The organism is Sphingomonas arenae (genome assembly GCF_016924655.1).
Classification (GTDB): domain Bacteria; phylum Pseudomonadota; class Alphaproteobacteria; order Sphingomonadales; family Sphingomonadaceae; genus Sphingomicrobium; species Sphingomicrobium arenae.
In genome coordinates this window covers 274814-295963 of record NZ_JAFFJU010000002.1, presented here as the reverse complement: position 1 = coordinate 295963, position 21150 = coordinate 274814, and the positions used below count along the sequence as shown (strand labels likewise).

The 21150-nt window shown below is 66.8% G+C and carries 13 protein-coding genes, 1 tRNA gene and 1 pseudogene; 9 read left to right on the top strand and 6 right to left on the bottom strand.

Annotated elements, in window-relative coordinates; genetic code table 11:
• Positions 1–9: 9 nt before the first annotated feature.
• The 4 genes and pseudogenes from trxA to JT720_RS14245 form a co-directional block, all read left to right on the top strand.
• The gene (trxA, locus tag JT720_RS07580; RefSeq protein ID WP_205480558.1) at positions 10–330 is read left to right on the top strand and encodes a thioredoxin TrxA; all 321 of its coding nucleotides are present in this window, start codon (positions 10–12) and stop codon (positions 328–330) included.
• 212 nt (positions 331–542) lie between these two features.
• The gene (gene secA, locus JT720_RS07575) at positions 543–3266 is read left to right on the top strand and encodes a preprotein translocase subunit SecA (protein WP_205480556.1); all 2724 of its coding nucleotides are present in this window, start codon (positions 543–545) and stop codon (positions 3264–3266) included.
• A 120-nt stretch (positions 3267–3386) separates the two neighbouring features.
• Positions 3387–6506 carry a bifunctional proline dehydrogenase/L-glutamate gamma-semialdehyde dehydrogenase PutA gene (putA, locus tag JT720_RS07570; RefSeq protein ID WP_205481369.1) on the top strand — a complete coding sequence of 1040 codons (3120 nt, stop codon included), beginning with the start codon at positions 3387–3389 and terminating at the stop codon, positions 6504–6506.
• A 385-nt stretch (positions 6507–6891) separates the two neighbouring features.
• Positions 6892–7746: pseudogene (locus JT720_RS14245) on the top strand (glycosyltransferase family 87 protein); the annotation flags it as partial.
• A 290-nt stretch (positions 7747–8036) separates the two neighbouring features.
• Here JT720_RS14245 and JT720_RS07560 read toward each other — a convergent pair.
• Positions 8037–8111, bottom strand: a tRNA-Asn gene (locus JT720_RS07560).
• A 347-nt stretch (positions 8112–8458) separates the two neighbouring features.
• Complete coding sequence (locus tag JT720_RS07555; protein WP_205481368.1) at positions 8459–9265, bottom strand: NAD kinase; 807 nt, start codon at positions 9263–9265, stop codon at positions 8459–8461.
• A 140-nt stretch (positions 9266–9405) separates the two neighbouring features.
• Between JT720_RS07555 and JT720_RS07550 the strand changes: the two genes are divergently transcribed.
• Positions 9406–10239 carry an EAL domain-containing protein gene (locus JT720_RS07550; protein WP_205480555.1) on the top strand — a complete coding sequence of 278 codons (834 nt, stop codon included), beginning with the start codon at positions 9406–9408 and terminating at the stop codon, positions 10237–10239.
• A 59-nt stretch (positions 10240–10298) separates the two neighbouring features.
• On the opposite strand, the gene mfd is transcribed toward JT720_RS07550, so the two are convergent.
• The 3 genes from mfd to JT720_RS07535 form a co-directional block, all read right to left on the bottom strand.
• Positions 10299–13805, bottom strand: coding sequence for a transcription-repair coupling factor (gene mfd, locus JT720_RS07545; RefSeq protein ID WP_205480553.1), 3507 nt, complete (start codon positions 13803–13805; stop codon positions 10299–10301).
• Positions 13806–13810: 5 nt separating this feature from the next.
• Entirely contained in the window at positions 13811–14077 is a 267-nt protein-coding gene (locus JT720_RS07540; protein WP_205480552.1) for an FAD assembly factor SdhE, read from the bottom strand.
• Between the two features lie 66 nt (positions 14078–14143).
• Complete coding sequence (locus JT720_RS07535; protein ID WP_205480550.1) at positions 14144–14767, bottom strand: hypothetical protein; 624 nt, start codon at positions 14765–14767, stop codon at positions 14144–14146.
• Positions 14768–14892: 125 nt separating this feature from the next.
• Between JT720_RS07535 and JT720_RS07530 the strand changes: the two genes are divergently transcribed.
• Positions 14893–15792 carry a LysR family transcriptional regulator gene (locus tag JT720_RS07530; RefSeq protein WP_205480549.1) on the top strand — a complete coding sequence of 300 codons (900 nt, stop codon included), beginning with the start codon at positions 14893–14895 and terminating at the stop codon, positions 15790–15792.
• 121 nt (positions 15793–15913) lie between these two features.
• The gene (gene recG / locus JT720_RS07525) at positions 15914–17968 is read left to right on the top strand and encodes an ATP-dependent DNA helicase RecG (RefSeq protein WP_205480547.1); all 2055 of its coding nucleotides are present in this window, start codon (positions 15914–15916) and stop codon (positions 17966–17968) included.
• A 92-nt stretch (positions 17969–18060) separates the two neighbouring features.
• Here the strand turns inward: recG and tyrS are convergent, their stop codons facing one another.
• The gene (gene tyrS, locus JT720_RS07520) at positions 18061–19293 is read right to left on the bottom strand and encodes a tyrosine--tRNA ligase (protein WP_205480546.1); all 1233 of its coding nucleotides are present in this window, start codon (positions 19291–19293) and stop codon (positions 18061–18063) included.
• 133 nt (positions 19294–19426) lie between these two features.
• Here tyrS and JT720_RS07515 point away from each other — a divergent pair, with 133 nt between their 5' ends.
• Positions 19427–19954 carry a DOMON-like domain-containing protein gene (locus tag JT720_RS07515; protein ID WP_205480544.1) on the top strand — a complete coding sequence of 176 codons (528 nt, stop codon included), beginning with the start codon at positions 19427–19429 and terminating at the stop codon, positions 19952–19954.
• Positions 19951–21150 carry an exo-beta-N-acetylmuramidase NamZ family protein gene (locus JT720_RS07510; RefSeq protein ID WP_205480542.1) on the top strand — a complete coding sequence of 400 codons (1200 nt, stop codon included), beginning with the start codon at positions 19951–19953 and terminating at the stop codon, positions 21148–21150. Before JT720_RS07515 ends, JT720_RS07510 begins: the two co-directional genes overlap by 4 nt.

Genomic DNA, 21150 nt, shown 5'->3' with positions numbered 1-21150 from the left:
GTTGACCCCATGCCGACCAAGACCATCACCGACCAGAGCTTCGCCACCGACGTGCTCGGCGCCGACAAGCCGGTGCTGGTGGATTTCTGGGCGGAATGGTGCGGGCCGTGCAAGATGATCGCGCCGGCGCTGGAGGAACTGTCCGCAAGCCACGGCGACAAGGTCACGATTGCCAAGCTCAACATCGACGAGAACCCGGATACGCCGGGCAAGTATGGCGTGCGCGGCATTCCGACCATGCTGCTGTTCAAGGACGGCCAGCCCGTAGCGCAGAAGGTGGGTGCCTATCCGCGCGGACAGATCCAGCAGTGGCTGGAAGGCAACCTCTGATCCGTCGCCCCGGCCTGAGCCGGGGTCTGCCTTCCTTTGTTTGCGGAGGCAGAGAAGGCAGACGGATGCCGGATCAGGTCCGGCATGACGCATCTCTCTCTTAATTGACTAGCAACAGGGTGCTCCCTACATCGCGGCGGACAAGAAAACGCCTGCGCGCGGGCGTCTTTCGTCATGCCTCGCGCGCTTGATAGGGCTCACAAGGAAATCGCATGTTCGCCGGCCTAGCCAAGTCCATCTTCGGCTCATCCAACGACCGTTATGTTCGCTCGTTGAGCAAGATTGTCGACGCCATCAACGGCTTCGAACCGACCATCTCCGCGTTGACGGACGAGGAACTGCGGAACCAGACGGCGATCTTCCGCCAGCGGCTGGAGCAGGGGGCCAAGCTCGACGACCTGTTGCCGGAGGCATTTGCGACCGTTCGGGAGGCGGCCAAGCGCACGCTTGGACAGCGCCACTACGATGTGCAGCTGATCGGCGGCATCGTCCTTCATCGAGGCGAGATCGCCGAGATGCGGACCGGCGAGGGCAAGACGCTGGTGGCGACGCTTGCGACCTACCTGAATGCGCTGCCCGGCAAGGGCGTGCACGTGGTCACCGTGAACGACTATCTCGCGCGGCGCGATGCCGAGTGGATGGGGCAGGTCTACCGCTTCCTTGGCCTGACCGTGGGCGTGATCGTCCCGAACCTCACCGAGCCGCAGCGCCGCGAGGCGTACGAGGCCGACATCACCTATGCGACCAACAACGAACTCGGCTTCGACTATCTGCGCGACAACATGAAATACTCGCGGGACCAGATGGTCCAGCGACCCTTCAACTTCGCCATTGTTGACGAGGTGGACTCGATCCTGATCGACGAGGCCCGCACCCCGCTGATCATCTCGGGCCCGACCGACGACAAGTCCGACCTCTACATCTCGGTCGACCAGATCGTGAAGGGCTTCACCGAGCAGGATTACGAGAAGGACGAGAAGCAGCGCTCCGTCGTCCTCACCGAAGAGGGCACCGAAAAGGCCGAGCGCCTGCTGGAGTCCGCCGGCCTGATCGAGGGCGGCAACCTCTACGACATCGTCAACACGCAAGTCGTTCACCACCTCAATCAGGCGCTGAAGGCGAACGTCATGTTCCGCCGGGACATCGACTACATCGTCAAGGATGGGAAGGTCGTCATCATCGACGAGTTCACCGGCCGGATGATGGACGGGCGCCGCTGGTCGGACGGTCTTCACCAGGCGGTCGAGGCCAAGGAAGGTGTGAATATCGAGCCGGAGAACCAGACGCTCGCCTCGATCACCTTCCAGAACTATTTCCGCATGTACCCGAAACTGTCGGGCATGACCGGCACCGCTGCGACCGAGGCGCCGGAATTCTTCGACATCTACAAGATGAATGTCGTCACCATCCCGACGCACCGCGAGATCAAGCGGATCGACGAGGACGACGAGTTCTACAAGAACATCGGCGACAAGTTCGCGGCCATCGCCAAGGAGATCAAGAAGCGGCAGGACATGGGTCAGCCGGTCCTGGTCGGCACGGTCTCCATCGAGAAGTCGGAGATGCTGTCCGAGTATCTCCAGCGCGAGGGCATCCGCCACTCGGTGCTGAACGCCCGCTTCCACGAGCAGGAAGCGCATATCGTCGCTCAGGCGGGCAGCCTTGGCGCGGTGACCATCGCCACCAACATGGCCGGACGCGGGACCGACATTCAGCTCGGCGGCAACGTCGAGTTCCGGGTCGAGGACGAGCTCAAGGACATGCCCGAGGGTCCCGAGCGCGACGCGGCGATCGAGCGGATCAAGGCGGAAGTCGAGGAGCAGAAGCAGCTGGTCCTGGCGGCCGGGGGCCTGTTCGTCCTTGGCACCGAGCGGCACGAGAGCCGGCGCATCGACAACCAGCTGCGCGGCCGTTCCGGCCGTCAGGGCGACCCGGGGCTCAGCCGCTTCTATCTCAGCTTGGACGACGACCTGTTGCGGATCTTCGGGCCGCAGACCGCCTTCGCCCGCCTGATGAACAAGAACCTGGAGGACGGCGAGGCGATCGTCTCCCCCTGGATCAGCAAGGCGATCGAGACGGCGCAGAAGAAGGTCGAGGCGCGCAACTACGACATCCGCAAGCAGGTAGTCGAGTTCGACGACGTCATGAACGACCAGCGCAAGGTCATCTACGAGCAGCGTGGCGAGATCATGGACTCGGAGGACATCAGCGATGTCGTCGAGGACATGCGTTCGGAAACGATCGCCAGCCTGGTGACTGCGCACTGTCCCCCCGGAACCTATCCGGAACAGTGGGACAAGGAAGGCCTGCGCGAGAGCCTGGATACGGTGCTCGGCTTGCAGCCGCCCGTCGACGAGTGGCTGCAGGAAGAGGCAGTCGAGCAGGACATCATCATCGAGCGGGTTCAGGCGCTGTCCGACGAGGCGATGGCCGAGAAGCTCAAGGAGGTGGACCTGGAGCGCTGGCGGGAAGTCGAGAAGAGCTTCCTCATCCAGACGCTGGACCACCATTGGAAGGAGCATCTGGCGACGCTGGACGCGCTGCGCGCCGTCATCCACCTGCGCTCCTACGCGCAGAAGAAGCCGATTGACGAGTACAAGCAGGAAGCCTTCCTGCTGTTCGAGCGGCTGCTGGTCGCCATCCGCGAGGACGTGACCCGGATGCTGAGCCGGGCCCAGATCCAGATTGCCGAGCCGCCGCCGCTGCCCGAACTGCCGGCCTTCCTCACGCAGCATCTCGATCCGCTATCTGGTGACGACAACACGGACGACTGGGACGCGGCAGCGCGTGGGCTGGTGCAGAACTTCGGTGACCCGCTCAACATCCCGCAGCCGGACCTGCCGGCGGGCGCCGTCGCGGAGCCGGTCAGCCGCAACGCGCCATGCCCCTGCGGCTCCGGCAAGAAGTTCAAGCATTGCCACGGCCAGCTGGCCTGAGTGAGGCTTGGACCCTCACCTGTCATCCCCGCGTAGGCGGGATCCATCGCCTGAGGTTCCGCTTGGTGCGAAGGTTGGGAGATGGACTCCCGCCTGCGCGGGAGTGACGTTGTGAATATAATGGCCGACGTGAAGCGCTTCACCGACCGTTCTGAAGTCCGCCGCGATTATCGGCGCGACGAAGAACAGGTCGTTGCCGAGCGCCTTGAGCAGGCGCGGCTCGGGCCGGCGGAGAAGGCCGAGGCACAGGCGATCGCGCGCAGCCTCGTCGAGCATGTGCGCTCCGAGAAGCCGGCAGGCCTCGACGCTTTCCTCCACGCTTACGATCTTGGCTCGGAGGAGGGGGTGGCGCTGATGTGCCTGGCGGAAGCGCTGCTGCGCATTCCCGACGCGCGCACGGCCGACGAGCTGATCCACGACAAGCTGTCGGGGCCGGACTGGTCCGACAAGCTCGGCGACAGCCACTCGCCCTTCGTCAACGCGGCGACCTTTTCGCTGCTGCTGACCGGAAAGGTGCTGGACGGCGCCCATGATCGCTCGGCCAACTGGAAGGCGGCGCTCGGCCGCGCGGTCGGTAGGCTGGGAGAGCCTGTGATCCGCACGGCGGTTGGTCAGGCGATGAAGATCCTTGGCGGGCAGTTCGTGTTCGGGCGCACCATCGACGAGGCGCTCGAGCGCGCCACTCCGGAGCGCAAGCGCGGGCTGAGCCACAGCTTCGACATGCTGGGTGAGGCCGCGCGCACCTATGAGGATGCGGAGCGCTATGCCGAGGCGTACCGCTCGGCGCTGGCGCGGCTGGCGCAGGAGGCGGACGGCGAGATGGTCGGCTCGCCTGGCATCTCCGTCAAGCTCTCGGCGCTTCACCCCCGCTACGACGTTTTTCGCGCAGAGGAGGCCAAGGCCGCGATCCTGCCCGTCCTGCAGGACCTCGCCCGCACCGCTTCGGCTGCCAACATCCACCTGACGATCGACGCGGAGGAATCAGACCGGCTTGAACTGCAGATGGACCTGTTGGAGGCGCTGGTTGCCGACGACAGCCTGTTCGCCAATGGCTGGACGGGGCTTGGAATGGCGCTGCAGGCCTATGCCAAGCGCGCGCTGCCGGTAACCGATTGGGTGATCAACCTGGCCCGGAGCCATGGCCGAAAGCTGATGATCCGACTGGTCAAGGGCGCCTATTGGGACAGCGAGGTCAAGGTCAGCCAAGTCGGCGGCTACGAGGACTATCCGGTTTTCACCCGCAAGGTCGCGACTGACGTCTCCTACCTTGCGTGCGCCAGGCGGCTGCTGGCCGCAAGCGATTGCATCTACCCGGCTTTCGCCACGCACAACGCGACCAGCATCGGCGCGATCAAGGCGCTGGGTCGCGGACAGGGGTTCGAATTTCAGCGGCTGCACGGCATGGGCGAGGGGCTGTACGGCGGTCTCGCTCGGCTGGAGAAGAAGCTGGGCGAGCCGCAGACCCCCGTGCGAATCTACGCGCCGGTCGGAAGCCACAAGGAACTGCTCGCCTATCTGGTTCGCCGCTTGCTGGAGAACGGCGCCAACTCAAGCTTCGTCAACCGCATCGCTGACGAGCATGTCAGCCTGGATGAGTTGACCCGCGATCCGGTGGAGCAGCTCGAGGCTCTTCCGCCCCGCCGCAATCCCAAGATCCCGCTCCCCCGCGACATCTTTGGCGCGAACCGTCGCAACAGCGTGGGCGTGGACCTCACCGATCCGAGCGTCCGCGAGCCGCTGCTTGAGCGCCTGCGCAAGTTGGAAGCGCGTCAATGGGCCGCAGCCGCCAGCGGCGCGACGGGGCAGGGAAGGCCTGTCACCTCTCCGCACGACCGGCGCATCCAGGTCGGGACCGTATTGGAAGCCACGCCGGAACAGGTCGACCGGATGGTGCGCGCCGCCCATTCAGCCCAGCAGGCCTGGGACGCGCGGGCCGGCCAGGAACGGGCGCGGCTGCTCGACCGAACGGCCGACCTGTTCGAAGCCAATCAGGAAGCCTTCTTTTCGCTCTGCATGCGCGAGGGCGGTAAGACCCTGCCGGACGCCATTCTCGAGGTGCGCGAGGCGGTCGATTTCCTTCGCTTCTACGCGACCGAGGCGCGTCGGCAATTCACCGCGCCTTTGCACCTGCCCGGGCCCACCGGCGAGCATAACGAACTGCGCCTGCATGGCCGCGGTGCCTTCGTCTGCATCTCGCCCTGGAATTTTCCGCTAGCGATCTTCATCGGCCCAGTCGCGGCTGCGCTGGCGGCGGGCAACACGGCGATCGCCAAGCCGGCCGAGCAGACGCCGCTGATCGGTGCCTTCGCGATCGATCTGATGCACCAGGCCGGCGTTCCCGCGGACGTGGTCCAGCTCGCGCCCGGCGACGGCAAGGTCGGCGCGGCGCTGACCAGCCATCCGCTGATTGCGGGTGTCGCCTTCACCGGTTCGACCGAGGTTGCGCGCATCATCAACCGCACCCTGGCGGAGCGGAACGGGCCCATCGTCCCGCTGATCGCCGAAACCGGTGGTCAGAATGCGATGATCGTCGACAGCTCCGCCCTGCCGGAGCAGGTCACGCGCGATGTCATCGCCTCCGCCTTCCAGAGCGCGGGCCAGCGCTGCTCCGCCCTGCGCGTGCTGTTCGTGCAGGAAGACGTGGCCGACGGAATGATCGGGATGATCGCCGGCGCCATGCGCGCGCTGAAGGTCGGTGACCCGCGTGACTTCGCCACGGACGTGGGTCCGGTCATCGACGAGGATGCCAGGCGCCTGCTCGACGAGCACCTCGATGAACTGGAGCGCACCGCCAGGCGGATCGAGCGCTTGGCGCTGCCGAACAAAACCGCCCACGGCAGCTTCGTCGCTCCCGCCATGTACGAGATCGCCTCGCTCGATCAGCTCAACAAGGAGCATTTCGGCCCGATCCTGCACGTCATCCGCTTCAAGGCGGACGAGCTGCCGCGGGTCGTCGAGGCGATCAACGCCACCGGTTACGGCCTGACGCTCGGCCTCCAGAGCCGCATCGACACCGTCCGCGACTATGTCGAGCAACACGCGCGGGTCGGCAACTTCTACGTCAACCGCAACCAGATCGGCGCGGTCGTGGAGAGCCAACCGTTCGGAGGCGAGGGACTGTCGGGCACGGGTCCCAAGGCGGGCGGACCACACTACGTCGCCCGCTTCGCGACGGAGCGCGTCACGTGCGTCGACACGACAGCGGCGGGTGGAAATGCGACGCTGATGGCGGAGATTTAGCTGCGGTCTTTCAGCAACAGCGACACCTTACACAAGAAAGCTAATCCAGGATAATGCCCCTGATCTCATGGGGGGTATGCGTGCGCTGAGGGTCTGAGCGCGAGCAATGCCGAGTCTTAAGCATTCTTCTCCCGTGGAAGCCGCACAACGGATGCGCGAGATTGCGCAGGGATTGACCAACCCCAAGGACGTTGAAGTTACTGTACGCTATGCTTTGGAGCTTGAGCGCCGGGCGAGAAACCCGAAGAGCGCTAGCGGCTGACGGCGACGTCAGCGGAACAGGCCATTGCGGAGCAGCGTCGCCTCCGGAAGGTCAGCCAGCTAGCCGGACCGCGAGAGCGCCGTGCTTAAACCCGCAGCAACCAGTCGGCGCTAAGACGGGTCGATGAGCCCGCTTCAGAAACGGCTGTTGTTCACCGTCGGCGGGCTGCTGGCGCTTCAGACGGCCGTCCTCCTGCTCCAGTATTTGCGCGAGGTGGATGCGAGCGGCGCACGTTTTGGAGGCGACTTCATCAGCTTCTGGAGCGCGGCCCGTCATCTGCGTGCAGGAGAGTGGGCCGCCATCTACGCGCCAGAGCATTGGCGCACCGTCCTGAGCGGCCACGGAGAGGTCGAACTCAGCTGGTTCGTCTACCCGCCGTTCGCCCTCGCTGGCTTGTGGCCGCTTGGGAAACTTCCATACGCTGCCGCAGTCGCCTGGTGGTCGGTCGTGCCGCTTGCTGTCTATTTTGGCCTGACCTGGTTGCTGGCGCGGCGGGCCGGCCTGCCGCCCTCTGCACGATGTCTGGCTATGGCGCTAACCCTGCCGTTCGTCAGCGCCAACCTGTTCACCGGTCAGTCCGGGATAATAGTGGCAACCCTCTTCCTCGCGGCGGCTCTTTGCCTCCCCTCCCGCCCCGTGCTCGCGGGTATCTGCATCGGCCTGATCGCGATCAAGCCGCAGCTCGGGCTCCTGCTGCCCTTTGCTCTGGTAGCCGCAGGGCAGTGGCGGGCTTTCGCGTCCGCGGCGGCAACGGTGGTCGCGCTGGTGTTCGCCAGCCTGGCCTGGTTCGGCCCCGCCATGTGGGCCGACTATTTCGCGATGCTGCAACTCTTCGGCGGCTTGATTGGACAAGGCTACGAGGGCGTCCGTCCGCTGGTCCTAGGCCCCTATGTGTCGCTGGTGGCGGCGGGAGATTCCACAACGCTCGCCGCGGTGGTCCAGCTGCTGCTCAGTGGAGCCATGATACTGCTGGTGCTGTGGACATTCCGCCGCCGGGAGGGGTCCTTTGGCTTGCTCGGCATCGCGACCCTGATCGCCACGCCCTATGCGTTGACCTATGACACGCCGGTGCTTGCGCTTGCTGTTGTTCCGCTGCTGGCCGGAGCATGGCGCGGCGGCTTGCGGCCGCTACCGCTCGCCGCGCTCATCGCCATGGTCGTCCTGCCGTTCGTTCCGGACGGCCTGATCGAAGCGGGGATCCCGTTCGGGACGCTCGCGCTTCTGCTCGCCCTGGCAGCGGTCCTGCAGTTGCGCGGAAGTGAAGAAAATGGCTCCCCGGGCCTGATTCGAACAGGCGGCCGTCCGATTAACAGTCGGATGCTCTACCGCTGAGCTACCGGGGAGCGGTCTCGCCGTGGCGGGACGGGCGGGCCTATGGCGTAGCGGGCCAATGTTGGCAAGCCTCTTTCCCGCGTTCGGCGGGGCGGTGGCAGGTCGCGGGATGTATCCAGGTCGGAGCCAACACTGCGGGTCATCTCCGGATCGGAGCCAGTCCTGCTTGCCGTTGTCGTCGGGTCTCGCGCATCGCTTTATCCGGGTTGGACGAAGTCCGCTCGGGTTTGGCCAAGACCATGGTAGGCACCGCCGAAGAGGCAAAAGGCGGCTGTCGGCTATCCGCAAGCCTCTCTTGGGGGAGGCAGCACCCGGCCTCGGCGCACTGGCGTCCAACCCAAAAAATTGTGGGCGAACCTCAGGTCGCGAACTGCTCCATGGCGATGCGCTCGTCGAGCGCGTGCTCGGGATCGAACAGCAAGGTCATGGAACGGCTGCGGTCGAGGCTGATTTCGACCTGCGACACGTCCCGGACCTCAAACTGGTCTGCGACGGCGGAGACCATCCGGTCCTGCGGGTCCAGCACTCGGAAACAGACCCGGGTGTCGTCGGGCAGGATGGCGCCGGACCAGCGACGCGGCCGGAACGGCGCGATGGGGGTGAGGGCGAGCATGTTGGCGTTGAGCGGCAGGATGGGCCCTCGCGCGGAGAAGTTGTATGCCGTGGAGCCGGCCGGCGTGGCCACCAGCACGCCGTCGCAGACGAGCTCCGGCATTGCGACACGGCCGTTCACCAGCACCTCGATCTTCGCGGCCTGTCGGGTCTCGCGGAGTAGCGAGACCTCATTGATCGCGGCGTGGGTCCATTCGTCGCCGTGAATGGTGTGCACCGTCATGGTCAGCGGGGCGACCTTGATCGGCTTGGCGGCGGCGATCCGCTCGGCCAGGCGATCGAGCCGCCACTCGTTCATCAGAAAGCCGACCGTGCCGCGGTTCATGCCGAACACGGGCCGCACTTCCCCGCCATCGAGCATCTGGTGCAGCGTGTGGAGCATGAAGCCGTCACCGCCCAGCGCCACCAGCAGGCGGGCGTCCCGCTCGTCCGCCCAGCTGTAGCGTCGCTGCAGCAGTCTCGCCGCGGCCTGCGCACTTTCGCCATGGGACGCGAGGAGCCCGATCCCCCGTGCTGCTAGGTCGCGGTCGACGGGGACGGAGGCCGGCTGCATGGCGGTCAAGTACGGGTCCCCTGATCGAGTGGTGCGCGGCCCAGCATAAGCGCTGTCACGCGCGCCCGCCACTGTCCCGTTCCGGAGCAGTGGGGGAACGGCGCTATCCCCGGCACGCCTGGGCTGCGTAGAAGCTTGGCATGGTGGCGTATCTTCATGAACTTCCGCAGGGCAAGCGCGCGTCAGACCGACTGCCCGAACCGCAACCGGCCGCTCGGTTCGATGCCGAACTGCTTGCCGCCATCGCGGCGGATGAAATCGATCTCCACTTCCAGCCGCAGATCGACGTCTCGACGGGCCGCGTCGTCGCGGTCGAGGCGCTGGCCCGCTGGGGTGGCGCCGCAAGTCCCGAAGACCTGTTCGGCCGGGCTGCGGCCGCGAACCTGTCGGAGCGCCTGTCGCGGTCCGTTCAGCGCAAGGCGCTGCGCATGGTGGGCCAATGGACCGGACCGCTCGCCCGCTTGCGCCTGTCGATCAACCTGCTTGCGGAGGATCTGGAGCGGCCCGGGTACGAGCGCTGGCTGCTGGACGAGATTGCGGCAGCCGGGATCGTGCCGGAACGGATCACGGCGGAGATCACCGAATCCAGCCTGGTTGCCGACCGTCCCGCGGCGGCTGCCCGGCTGGCACAGCTTCGAGCCGCCGGGGTGCGCATCGCGGTCGATGATTTCGGAACGGGTTACGCCAGCCTCGCCTATCTGACCTCCTTGCCGCTCGACACGCTGAAGATCGATCGCGGGCTGATCGCAGATATCGTCGGCGGCTCGCGCGACCGGATCGTGGTCAAGGCGATGATCCGCCTGGCGCGCGAGCTTGGCCTGCAGGTGGTCGTGGAGGGCGTCGAGGACCCCGCCCAGCTGGAACTGCTCGAGAGCTGGGGTTGCGACCTGTACCAGGGGTTCCTCGGCGCCCGTGCGCTTGACGAGGCGGAACTCGCGAAATTCGTGGAGCGGCGGCTCGGGAAAGCTGCTTAGTTCGTCACTCCAAGGAGCGTAGGGACGAAGCAATCCAGCGACGCTCTTGATGACGGGAGCTAAGCCAGTTCCTTCTCTTTCGCGGGCGTCTTTGCCGCCTCACCGGCAGCAACCACCCGCGCTAGCCCGCGCGACAGCTGCAGCGCTCCGTTCAGCCGGGCGGCGGCGCTTGCCCAGTCGCGGCTGACCACCAGCTTGCTGTCGGGCCGCAGCTTGCCCGTTCCCTTCAGTCGCTCGACATAGGCCAGCAGCCCCGGAAGATCCGGGAAGCCGCCTTCCGCGAACGTCACCACGGCTCCGCGCGCGCCGGCGTCCAGCTTGGCGATCCGCGCCTTGCGGCAATTGATCTTGGTCTCGACCACCTGCAACAGGTTCTGCGTTTCCTCGGGCAGCGGGCCGAAGCGGTCGATGAGTTCCGCCGCGAACTCCTCCACCTGCTGACGGTCCTCGATCTCGCCGAGGCGCCGATAAAGGCCCATGCGCAGGTCGAGATCGGGGACGTAATCCTCCGCGATCATGATCGGGGCCTCGACGTTGATCTGCGGCGAATAGTCCTCGCGCTGCTCCGGCTTTCCGGTCTTGAGCTCTATGATCGCCTCTTCCAGCATCGACTGGTAGAGCTCGAACCCGACCTCCTTGATGTGCCCCGACTGCTCGTCTCCGAGCAGGTTGCCCGCGCCGCGGATGTCGAGGTCGTGGCTGGCGAGCTGGAAACCTGCGCCGAGGCTGTCGAGGTTCGCGAGCACCTGCAGGCGCTTTTCGGCAGTCTCAGTGATCTGCCGGTCTGGCGGCGTCGTGAGGTAAGCGTAAGCGCGGGTCTTCGACCGGCCCACACGCCCGCGCAGCTGGTACATCTGCGCCAGCCCGAAGCGGTCCGCGCGGTGCACGATCAGCGTGTTGGCACTCGGGATATCGAGCCCGCTCTCCACAATGGTGGTGGAGAGCAGCACGTCGTACTTGCGGTCGTAGAAGGCGCTCATTCGCTCCTCGACCTCGGTCGGCGCAAGCTGGCCGTGAGCAACAATCGGCTTCACTTCCGGCACCTCGGTGCGCAGCCATTCCTCGATGTCCGGCAGATCGGCGACCCGCGGCACGACGAAATAGCTTTGCCCGCCGCGATAATGTTCGCGCAGCAGCGCCTCGCGGACCACGACCGGGTCCCACGGGGTGACGTAGGTTCGCACGGCCAAGCGATCGACCGGCGGAGTCTGGATGACCGACAGCTCACGCAGTCCCGACATCGCCATCTGCAGCGTGCGCGGGATTGGCGTGGCGGTCAGCGTCAGCACATGGACGTCGTTCTTGAGCGCCTTCAGCTTTTCCTTGTGGGTGACACCGAAGCGCTGCTCCTCGTCGACGATGACGAGGCCGAGCTTCTTGAACTTGACGCCTTTCGCCAGGATGGCGTGCGTGCCGATGACGATGTCGACCTGACCCGCTTCCAGCCCGTCGCGAGTCCGCTTGGCTTCGGCTGGAGCAACCAGCCGTGACAGCCGCCCGACTTCGATCGGGAAGCCCTTCAGCCGCTCGGCGAAATTGGTGAAATGCTGCCGGGCGAGCAGGGTCGTCGGGCAGACCACGGCCACCTGATAGCCGGCCATCGCGGCGACGAATGCCGCCCGAAGCGCAACCTCCGTCTTGCCGAAACCGACGTCGCCGCACACCAGCCGGTCCATCGGACGCCCGGCGCCGAGGTCCTCCAGCACGTCGCCGATCGCGCGCTCCTGGTCCTCCGTCTCCTCGTAGGGGAAGCGGTCGACCATCGCGGCATAGCTGCTGTCGGCTTCCGCCACGACGCCCGGCCGCGTGGCCCGGAGCGCCGCCGTCTGGATGAGCTCGCCCGCGATCTCACGGATGCGCTCCTTCATTCGGGCCTTGCGCCGCTGCCACGCCTCGCCGCCCAGGCGGTCGAGCGCCACGCCTTCCTCGCCCGAGCCGTAGCGGGAAAGCACGTCAATGTTCTCGACCGGCACGTACAGCTTGTTGCCGCCGGCATATTCCAGCGCGACGCAATCGTGGGGCGCCTTGCCGACCTGGACCTTGGTCAGCCCCTCGTAGCGGCCGATGCCATGCTCCATGTGCACGACCAGGTCGCCGGGGGTGAGCGTCGCCAGTTCGGACAGGAAGGCGTCCGCGCTCTTCTTCCGCTTGCGGCGGCGGACGAGCCGGTCGCCGAGCATGTCCTGCTCGGTCAGCACCGCCACGTCGGGCGTGGTGAAGCCGTGGTCGAGCGGCAGCACCAGCAGCGCGGCGTCCGTCTTCACGCCCAGTGCCGCCTGCCAGCTGTCCGCGCCTTTCAGGCTGGTGAGGCCATGGTCCTTCAGCAGCCCCGCGAGCCGCTCCCGCGCGCCCCCGGTATAGCTCGCCAGCACGACCCGGCGACCGTCCTTGCGCAGCTGGCTGACGTGCGCGGTCACCGCTTCGTAGATGTTCTCGTTCTGCGCCCGCTCCGGCGCGAAGTCGCGGGCCGGAGTCACGCCGAAGTCGATGACGCGCTCGCTGGCGGGCTCGGGGAAGGGCGAGGTGAGGTGGACCGGCCTGTCGGCCAGCAGCTGCGTCCATTCCTTGCGTGACAGATACAGCGAGGTGGGCGCCAGTGGCCGGTAGCTGCCGGGGTCGGCGACCATCGCGCGTTCGCGGTTCTGGAAATAGTCCTGGATCGACTCGTAGCGCGACTGCACCGCCCCCTCGACCCCGGCCTCGCGCACCACGATATCGCCTTCGCCCAAGTGGTCGAACAGTGTCTCGAGCCGCTCCTCGAATAAGGGCAGCCAATGCTCCATGCCCGCCAGGCGCCGACCATCGCTCACCGCCTGGTAGACCGGATCGCCAGTGGCGTTGGCGCCGAACTGCTCTCGGTATCGGGCGCGGAAGCGCTTGATGCTTTCCTCGTCGAGCAACGCTTCGGACGCGGGCATCAGGGTGAACCCGTCCGCCGTGCCGGTGGTCCGCTGGTCGGCCGGATCGAACGCCCGCATGGTCTCGATCTCGTCGCCGAAGAAGTCGAGCCGGGTGGCGTGCTTCTGCCCGGCCGGGAACAGGTCGACGAGGCTGCCGCGCACGGCGAAGTCGCCCGCGTCCGCAACGGCGTCGGTGCGCTGGTAGCCGTTGGCGCTCAGCAGGGTGACCAGTTGATCGCGGTCGATCCGCTCGCCCGGCGCGAGCCGCCGGGTCAGCTGGCGGATGCGAAAGGGGGTCAGGACACGCTGCGTCGCGGCGTTCGCGGTGGCGATGAACAGCTGCGGTCCGTCCCGCTTGCCCTGCAACGCCTGTAGGGCCGCCAGCCGCTCCGCCATCACCCGCAGCGAGGGCGAGGCGCGGTCGTAGGGCAGGCAGTCCCACGCCGGGAACGTGATAACCTGCAGCTCCGGCGCGAAGGTCGGCGCAGTGTCGGCCAGCGCCCGCATCTCCGCTTCGTCCGGAACGATGAACACCGCACGCCCGCCGCTGCTGGCTCCATGCGCGGCGCGGGCGAGGTCGGCAGCCAGCCACGGGAGGAACCCCGTAGGAGCGCCGGCGAGGGTCAGGGGCTCGCCGGCCTTCAGGATACATTGGAAGTCCGTCACTCAGGTCACCGCGCAATCGGCATGTAGTCGAGCCGCTGCATGGCGGCGATCAATGTGCCCTCGTAGCGCTCCGGAACCGGCTGGGTTCCGATCGCCCAAGCCATGATGTCCACGTCCTGCTCGTTCAGCAGCTCATCGAACAGGAGGCGCTCCTCCGCGCTCCAGCCGGCGCCGTGCCGGTCGAAGAAGCCGCCGATCATCATGTCCGCTTCGCGCGTGCCGCGGTGGTGCGCGCGCCAGTGCAGGCGCTTCAGCTCATCGTCCGATTGCATCCGCGCGAGATAGGGAGCGGAGCACCCCCTGTCACCCCGGTCCCATCCCCTGTGCCGACGACGCCCTTAGTGCGCGGCGTGACCCGCCGAGCCTTTGCTGTGCTTGCAGCTCACGTTCGGGTTGAAAGGTGCGAACATGCCCTTCGGGTTCTCGCGGTAGAGCCAGACGTGGCGGTCGTAATGTTCCTCGAACATGTGCGCCTCGTCGACCTTGGTCGCCGGATCGTCGACCATGTGGTCGTACGGTTGTCCCCGGAAGCTTGGCCGCTCCGTGTTGCCGGCCGCATGCCACGCCTTGGCGAACACCAGGTTCTCCACCGCCACCAGCTGCAACGACCCGTCAGCCTGCGGCTCGTAAATGAGGATGCCGGGCTTCAGCCAGTCCGTGTGTGTCCCGTCGCCGTTCACCCGCGGGTTGGGCGGCCCCTTGATGCCGAGCAGGTCCGGGCGGAAGTAGTGGATCCCCATGGCCCCATCCGTTGCGGGCCGGCCCATCATGTCTGCCGTCTCGCAGATGTTCGCCGGGTCGGCGATATAGCCCTCCGCCACCGCGACCTTGACGTCGCGATATTTTTCGGTTGCGGCGCGCATCTGTTCCAGCGTCGGTTCCGCCGCTGCACTGGCCTTGGCGCCCGGCATGCACACCAGAACCACCGCGGTGAGCACCGCGGCCCCAATCCTTCCACGCATGTTCCTATGTCCCCTTGTCGCGCCGCGTGTCCCCGCGGCGAGCGCACGCCCCCTATGCGCAACATGGATCAGCAACAATCGACACTCTTGCAGCGCCCTATGCAAAGGTGAATAGCTAGGCAGGCATGTTCGCGTGGGACGACATCTCGGTGTTCCTGGCGCTCCGTCGGGAGCGAACGACCACGCGCGCAGCAGCAGTATTGGGATGCAGCCAGCCGACGGTCGTGCGACGGCTTGCCGCGTTGGAGCGGGCGATCGGGTTGACACTGTTCGAGCGGTCGCCGAGCGGGCTTGTCCCTACCGCTGCTGCCGGCCAGTTGCTGCCTGCCGCCGAGCAGGTGGAACGCTGCGTATGCGCCTTTCGCGCGGAGGTGGACCTGTTGACCGGTGCCGGCGCGGACGTCATCCGCCTGACCCTGCTCGACCATTTCGAGCTGCTGCTCGTGCCGGTGCTGCGCACGTTCGGGGAGCAATGGCCGGGGGTCGACGTCGAACTGCTCGCCAGCGACAGGCTTTATGATCTCGCCCGGGGCGAAGCCGACATCGCGGTTCGGGGGCGGCACCTGCCCAACGAGGATGACGTGCTCGCCCGCGACCTCCCGCCGGTGGGCTGGACGCTCTACGCCTCCACTCACCGCGAGCCATGTCGGCTGCCGGCAAGTCCCAGCGAGGTCCCCGGGCATCGACTAGCAGTCCTCGAGGGTCCGCCAGCGCAGCACCTTCCCGCCTATCGCTGGCTGCGGGAGCAGGTTCGTGGGGAGAGCGGCTCCATCCGCTGCTCGAGCTTCGGGGCGCTGCGCTCGACCATTGCGTCGGGTACCGCACTGTCAATCCTGCCCTGTACTGTCGGCGATACCGACCCCGGCCTTGTGCGCTGCTTCCCGCCGCCCGCCGAGTTTCGCGTTCCGATCTACCTGCTCGCCCGACGCGCTTCCCTTCGTCGCCCGCCCGTACGTGAGCTGTTCGAGGCCATGCATCGGTTCTTCACCGACAACCCGGTGGTCTTGACGGGAGAAAGGGAGTGACAAGCCGTCATTGCGAGCGAAGCGGAGCGCGCACTTCACCCTCTGTCGAGAGGTCGCAACCTACCGCGACTTCGAGCCGATGGATTGCTTCATCGCAGGGCTCCTCGCAATGACAACCTAGATGCGCCCTGACGTCCTGAACCCCCTGTTCGCCGAAGTGGAGGCGCTGAAAGGCGTGGGCCCGCAGGTTGCCAAGCTGCTCCACCGGCTCGACCTTACGCGCGCCGTGGACCTGCTGTTCCACCTGCCGACGGGCGCCATCGAGCGCATCCGGGCGAGCGCCGCCAACCCGTCCATGCTCGGCCACAACGTCGTGCTGGAGGTCACGCCATTCGAGGCGCGCCAGAGCCAGGGGCGCGGTCCGACCCGTATCTATGCCGGCGATGGCAACGGGAACGTCATCACGCTTGCCTTCTTCAACCATGGCGGCTGGGCGAAGAAGCAATTGCCTCTCGGCGAGACGCGGATCGTGTCCGGCAAGCTCGAGGCTTATGGCGACCAGTGGCAGATGGTCCACCCGGAGGTGATCGAACCGGGGAAGAGCGCCGAGCCGCCGCTGCGGGAATCCGTCTATCCGCTCACCGAAGGGCTCACGAACCGGCGCTTGCGGGAGCTGGTCACGGCGGCGCTGGAGCGGGCGCCCGACCTGCCGGAGTGGATCGAGCCGTCACTGCTCTCCCGCGAAGGGTGGAGGCCGTGGCGCGCGTCGGTGGCGGAGGCCCATGCGGAGCCGGACACCGCCGATGCGCGCCGCCGCCTCGCCTACGACGAGATCTTCGCCAACCAGCTTGCCCTCCAGCTGCTCCGTGCCGTCAGCCGCCGCAAGCGTGGAATTCCGCTCGCGGGCGACGGACGGCTGACCGAGCGGCTGAAGCTACCTTATTCGCTCACCGGCGCTCAGCGGCGCGTGGTCGAGGAAATCCGCGGAGACATGGCCCAGGCCGCGCCCATGCTGCGATTGCTGCAGGGCGATGTGGGCTCGGGCAAGACGCTGGTCGCGCTGCTCGCCATGCTGAACGCAGTCGAGGCAGGCACGCAGGCCGCGTTGCTCGCCCCGACCGAGATCCTTGCGCGCCAGCACCATGCGACCCTGCTCAAGCAACTAGACCCGATCGGAGTGCGCGTCGCCATTCTGACCGGCCGCGAGAAGGGGCGGGCGCGAGACAGCGTGCTGATGGGCCTCGCCTCGGGCGAGATCGACATCCTGGTCGGCACTCATGCCATCTTTCAGGAGAAGGTCGGATATCGGAACCTCGGTCTCGCCGTGATCGACGAGCAGCACCGATTCGGCGTGTCGCAGCGGTTGCTGTTGTCGGCAAAGGCCGAGCGCCCGCCGCACCTGCTGGTGATGACCGCGACGCCCATCCCGCGCACGCTGACCTTGACCCATTATGGTGAAATGGACGTCAGCCGCATCGACGAAATGCCGCCCGGCCGCACCCCGGTCGAGACGCGCGTGATCAGCGACGAGCGGCTTGGCGATGTCATCGAGGGACTCGCGCGGCACATCGCTGTGGGCGGACAGGCGTACTGGGTGTGTCCGCTGGTCGAGGAAAGCGAGAAGAGCGACGCCGCGGCCGCGGAGGAACGCGCCGCCGTCCTCCGCCAGCGCTTCCCTGGGAAAGTCGGCCTTGTCCACGGTCGGATGAAAGGGCCGGAGAAGGATGCCGTCATGGCGTCATTTGCCGCCAACGAGCTTGCCGTACTGGTTGCCACGACGGTGATCGAGGTCGGCGTGGACGTGCCAAATGCGACCTTGATGATCATCGAAGGCGCCGAGCGCTTCGGCCTCGCCCAGCTGCACCAGCTGCGCGGGCGCGTCGGACGCGGGGAGGGGAAGAGCACCTGCCTGCTCATTCGCGGCCAGCCGCTGAGCGAGACCGGTCGCGCCCGACTAGCGCTGATGCGCGAGACCAGCGATGGCTTCCGCATCGCCGAGGAAGACCTCAAGCTCCGCGGTCCGGGCGAGATCCTTGGCACGCGCCAGAGCGGGGAGGCGGCGTTCCGACTCGCCACGCCGGAGATGGTCAGCGAACTCGCTCCCATGGCGACGAATGACGCCCAGCTTCTGCTAGATCGGGATGGCGGGCTGGCGGGCGAACGGGGGCAGGCGGCGCGGCTGTGCCTCTACTTGTTCGAGCGCGATCAGGCGGTGGACTTGCTGAGGAGTGGATAGTCGTCATCCCCGCGAAGGCGGGGATCCATCTCCCGACATCTTCATCCGACGAGGGGCACAGGAGATGGATTCCGCCTTCGCGGGAATGACGGCTAGTTGGTGAGAAGCCCATGCTTCTTCTTGCCGAGGCTGACCTTCACCTCGCCCGCGACCGGCACAACCAGCGCGGGATCGCCTACCGGCTGGTCATCGACCCGCACAGCCCCTTCCGCGATCTTCCGCTTCGCCTCACCATTGGACGCGCAGAAGCCCAGCCCCGTCAGAGCCGCAAGGATGCCGATCTCCCCCGTCACCGCCAGCCGCGGCAACTCCGCCCCGGCACCGCCACCCGCAAACGTCTGCCGTGCGGTCTCCGCCGCCGCCTCCGCCGCCTCGCGCCCGTGCAGCAGCGCCGTTGCCTCGGTCGCCAGCACGACCTTGGCCTCGTTAATCTCCGCTCCCTCGAGCGCCTCCAGCCGCGCGATCTCCTCCAGCGGCACGTCAGTGAAGCGCCGCAGGAACGTGCCCACGTCCGCATCCGCCGTGTTCCGCCAGAACTGCCAGTAATCGTAGGGGCTCAGCCGGTAGCCGTCGCGCCCCTCGGCGTTGAGCCAGACCGCGCCGCTCTCCGTCTTGCCCATCTTCCGCCCGTCGGCAGTGGTGACCAGCGGCGTCGTCACGCCGAACACCTCGGCGCCCGCGACCCGCCGCGCCAGCTCCACACCGTTGACAATATTGCCCCACTGGTCCGACCCGCCCAGCTGCAGCCGGCAGCCCGCGCGCCGGTACAGCTCCAGGAAGTCGTATCCCTGCAGGATCATGTAGTTGAACTCGAGAAACGACAGCGACTGCTCCCGGTCGAGCCGCAGCTTGACACTGTCGAAGCTCAGCATCCGGTTGACCGAGAAATGCTGGCCAATCTCCCGCAGGAAGGGGATGTACTCCAGTTTGTCGAGCCAGTCGGCGTTGTCGACCAGCACCGCATCTGTGGGCCCATCACCGAATGTCAGGAACCGCTCGAACACCTTCTTAATGCCCGCGACGTTGGCCGCAATCTGCTCGTCGGTGAGCAGCTTGCGCGCCTCGTCCTTGAAGCTCGGATCGCCGATCTTGGACGTTCCCCCGCCCATCAGCACGATCGGCTTGTGCCCCGCCTGCTGCAGCCGCCTGAGCAGCATGATCTGCACAAGGCTGCCGACGTGCAGGCTCGGCGCCGTCGCGTCGAAGCCGATGTAGCCGCTCACGATCTCCTTGTCGGCCAGCGCATCCAGCGCGTCGGCATCGGTCAGCTGGTGGATGTAGCCGCGCTCGTCGAGCGTGCGGAGAAGGGTGGAACGGTAAGCCATGGCGCCGGTGACTAGCGACACCGACTCAATCCGTCATCCCCGCGGAGGCGTGGATCCATCTCCCAAGCTGCCACCAAGGCGGAAGGTGCGGAGATGGATTCCCGCCTTCACGGGAATGACGTAGGTGGCGGCCATGCGCTTCGAACTCATGGCCCACCCCGACACGCCGCCCGACCGCCCCGACATGACCGTGGAGGTATGGCTGGAGCGCTGGGAGGACGGCCGGGCCGAGATCAGCTATCATCTGCAAGCGCCCACCGACGAGATCGTCCTTCCCGACCAACCCCGGCGCGGCCCCGCCGACGGCTTGTGGCAATCGACCTGCTTCGAGCTGTTCGTGCGCGACCGCGAGGGCTACCGCGAGTACAACTTCTCGCCCTCAGGCGCCTGGGCGGCATACCAACTCGACGGCTATCGCTCCGGCATGCGGCTGCTGGACCTGGAGCACGAACCGCAGATCGACGCCGACGACAATGGCGACACGTTCGTGCTGGATGCGATCATCGACCTGGAAGGAGAGAGCCGCTTCGGTCTCTCCGCCGTGATTGAGGAAGTCTCGGGAACCAAGAGCTACTGGGCACTCGCCCACCCGCCGGGCAAGCCGGATTTCCACCATGAGGCTTGCTTCGCCGCGACCCTTCCGCCCATGAGCGCCGAATGACCCTCTTCGGTATCGACCGCCTGCTCGCCGACCCCGACCTCCGCCTCCCGCTGGAAGGCCAGCGCGTCGCCCTGCTCGCCCATCCTGCGTCCGTCACGGCCGACCTGACCCACAGCCTCGACGCCCTCGTTGCCGCCGGCGTGAACGTCACCGCCGCCTTCGGGCCGCAGCACGGAATCAAGGGCGACAAGCAGGACAACATGATGGAGACGCCGGACGAGGTGGACCCGCGCCTCGGCATTCCGGTGTTCAGCCTCTACGGGGAAGTCCGTCGCCCGTCCGGGCAGATGATGTCGACCTTCGACACGATCCTGATCGACCTGCAGGACCTCGGCTGCCGCATCTACACCTTCGTTACGACGCTCCTCTACGTGCTCGAAGCGGCCGCAGAGCATGGCAAGAGCGTCTGGGTGCTCGACCGGCCCAACCCCGCCGGTCGCCCGGTGGAGGGCACGACCCTGCTCCCCGGCTGGGAGAGCTTCGTCGGCGCGGGGCCAATGGTCATGCGCCACGGCCTGACCATGGGCGAGATGGGGCAGTGGTTCGTCCGCCACTTCAACCTCGACGTCGACTATCGCGTCATCACCATGGACGGCTGGCGGCCCGACGCCGCGCCCGGCTTCGGCTGGCCGGAGGATCGCATCTGGATCAACCCGAGCCCCAACGCCGCCAACCTCAACATGGCCCGTGCCTATGCCGGCACCGTCATGCTGGAAGGCGCGACGCTGAGCGAGGGCAGGGGCACCACCCGCCCGCTGGAGCTGTTCGGCGCCCCAGATATCGATGCCCGCGCGGTCCTCGCCGAGATGCAGCGCCTCGATCCCGACTGGCTCGCCGGCTGCGCCCTGCGGGAGATCTGGTTCGAGCCGACCTTCCACAAGCACGTCCACCAGCTGTGCAGCGGCCTCCACATCCACGCCGAGGGACGCTTCTACGACCACCAGGCCTTCCGCCCGTGGCGGCTGCAGGCGCTGGCGTTCAAGGCCATCCGCAACCTTCAGCCGAACTACCCGCTCTGGCGCGACTTCCCCTATGAATATGAGTTCGGCAAGCTCGCCATCGACGTGATCAACGGCGGCCCGGCCTTGCGCGAGTGGGTCGACGATGCCGCGGCCGAGCCCCACGATCTCGATGCGCTCGCCAGTGCCGACGAGGCCCGCTGGCTCGAAGAGACCGCCGACCTTCTCCTCTACTGA

Excerpts from the sequence above, each read along its gene's own strand:
- JT720_RS07540 (WP_205480552.1), bottom strand. The coding sequence starts at position 14,077 with ATGCAATCGGACGATGAGCTGAAGCGCCTGCACTGGCGCGCGCACCAC.
- JT720_RS07550 (WP_205480555.1), top strand. The coding sequence starts at position 9,406 with ATGGTGGCGTATCTTCATGAACTTCCGCAGGGCAAGCGCGCGTCAGAC.
- JT720_RS07530 (WP_205480549.1), top strand. The coding sequence starts at position 14,893 with ATGTTCGCGTGGGACGACATCTCGGTGTTCCTGGCGCTCCGTCGGGAG.
- JT720_RS07510 (WP_205480542.1), top strand. The coding sequence starts at position 19,951 with ATGACCCTCTTCGGTATCGACCGCCTGCTCGCCGACCCCGACCTCCGC.
- secA (WP_205480556.1), top strand. The coding sequence starts at position 543 with ATGTTCGCCGGCCTAGCCAAGTCCATCTTCGGCTCATCCAACGACCGT.
- JT720_RS07535 (WP_205480550.1), bottom strand. The coding sequence starts at position 14,767 with ATGCGTGGAAGGATTGGGGCCGCGGTGCTCACCGCGGTGGTTCTGGTG.
- JT720_RS07515 (WP_205480544.1), top strand. The coding sequence starts at position 19,427 with ATGCGCTTCGAACTCATGGCCCACCCCGACACGCCGCCCGACCGCCCC.
- putA (WP_205481369.1), top strand. The coding sequence starts at position 3,387 with ATGGCCGACGTGAAGCGCTTCACCGACCGTTCTGAAGTCCGCCGCGAT.
- JT720_RS07555 (WP_205481368.1), bottom strand. The coding sequence starts at position 9,265 with ATGCAGCCGGCCTCCGTCCCCGTCGACCGCGACCTAGCAGCACGGGGG.
- trxA (WP_205480558.1), top strand. The coding sequence starts at position 10 with ATGCCGACCAAGACCATCACCGACCAGAGCTTCGCCACCGACGTGCTC.
- tyrS (WP_205480546.1), bottom strand. The coding sequence starts at position 19,293 with ATGGCTTACCGTTCCACCCTTCTCCGCACGCTCGACGAGCGCGGCTAC.
- recG (WP_205480547.1), top strand. The coding sequence starts at position 15,914 with ATGCGCCCTGACGTCCTGAACCCCCTGTTCGCCGAAGTGGAGGCGCTG.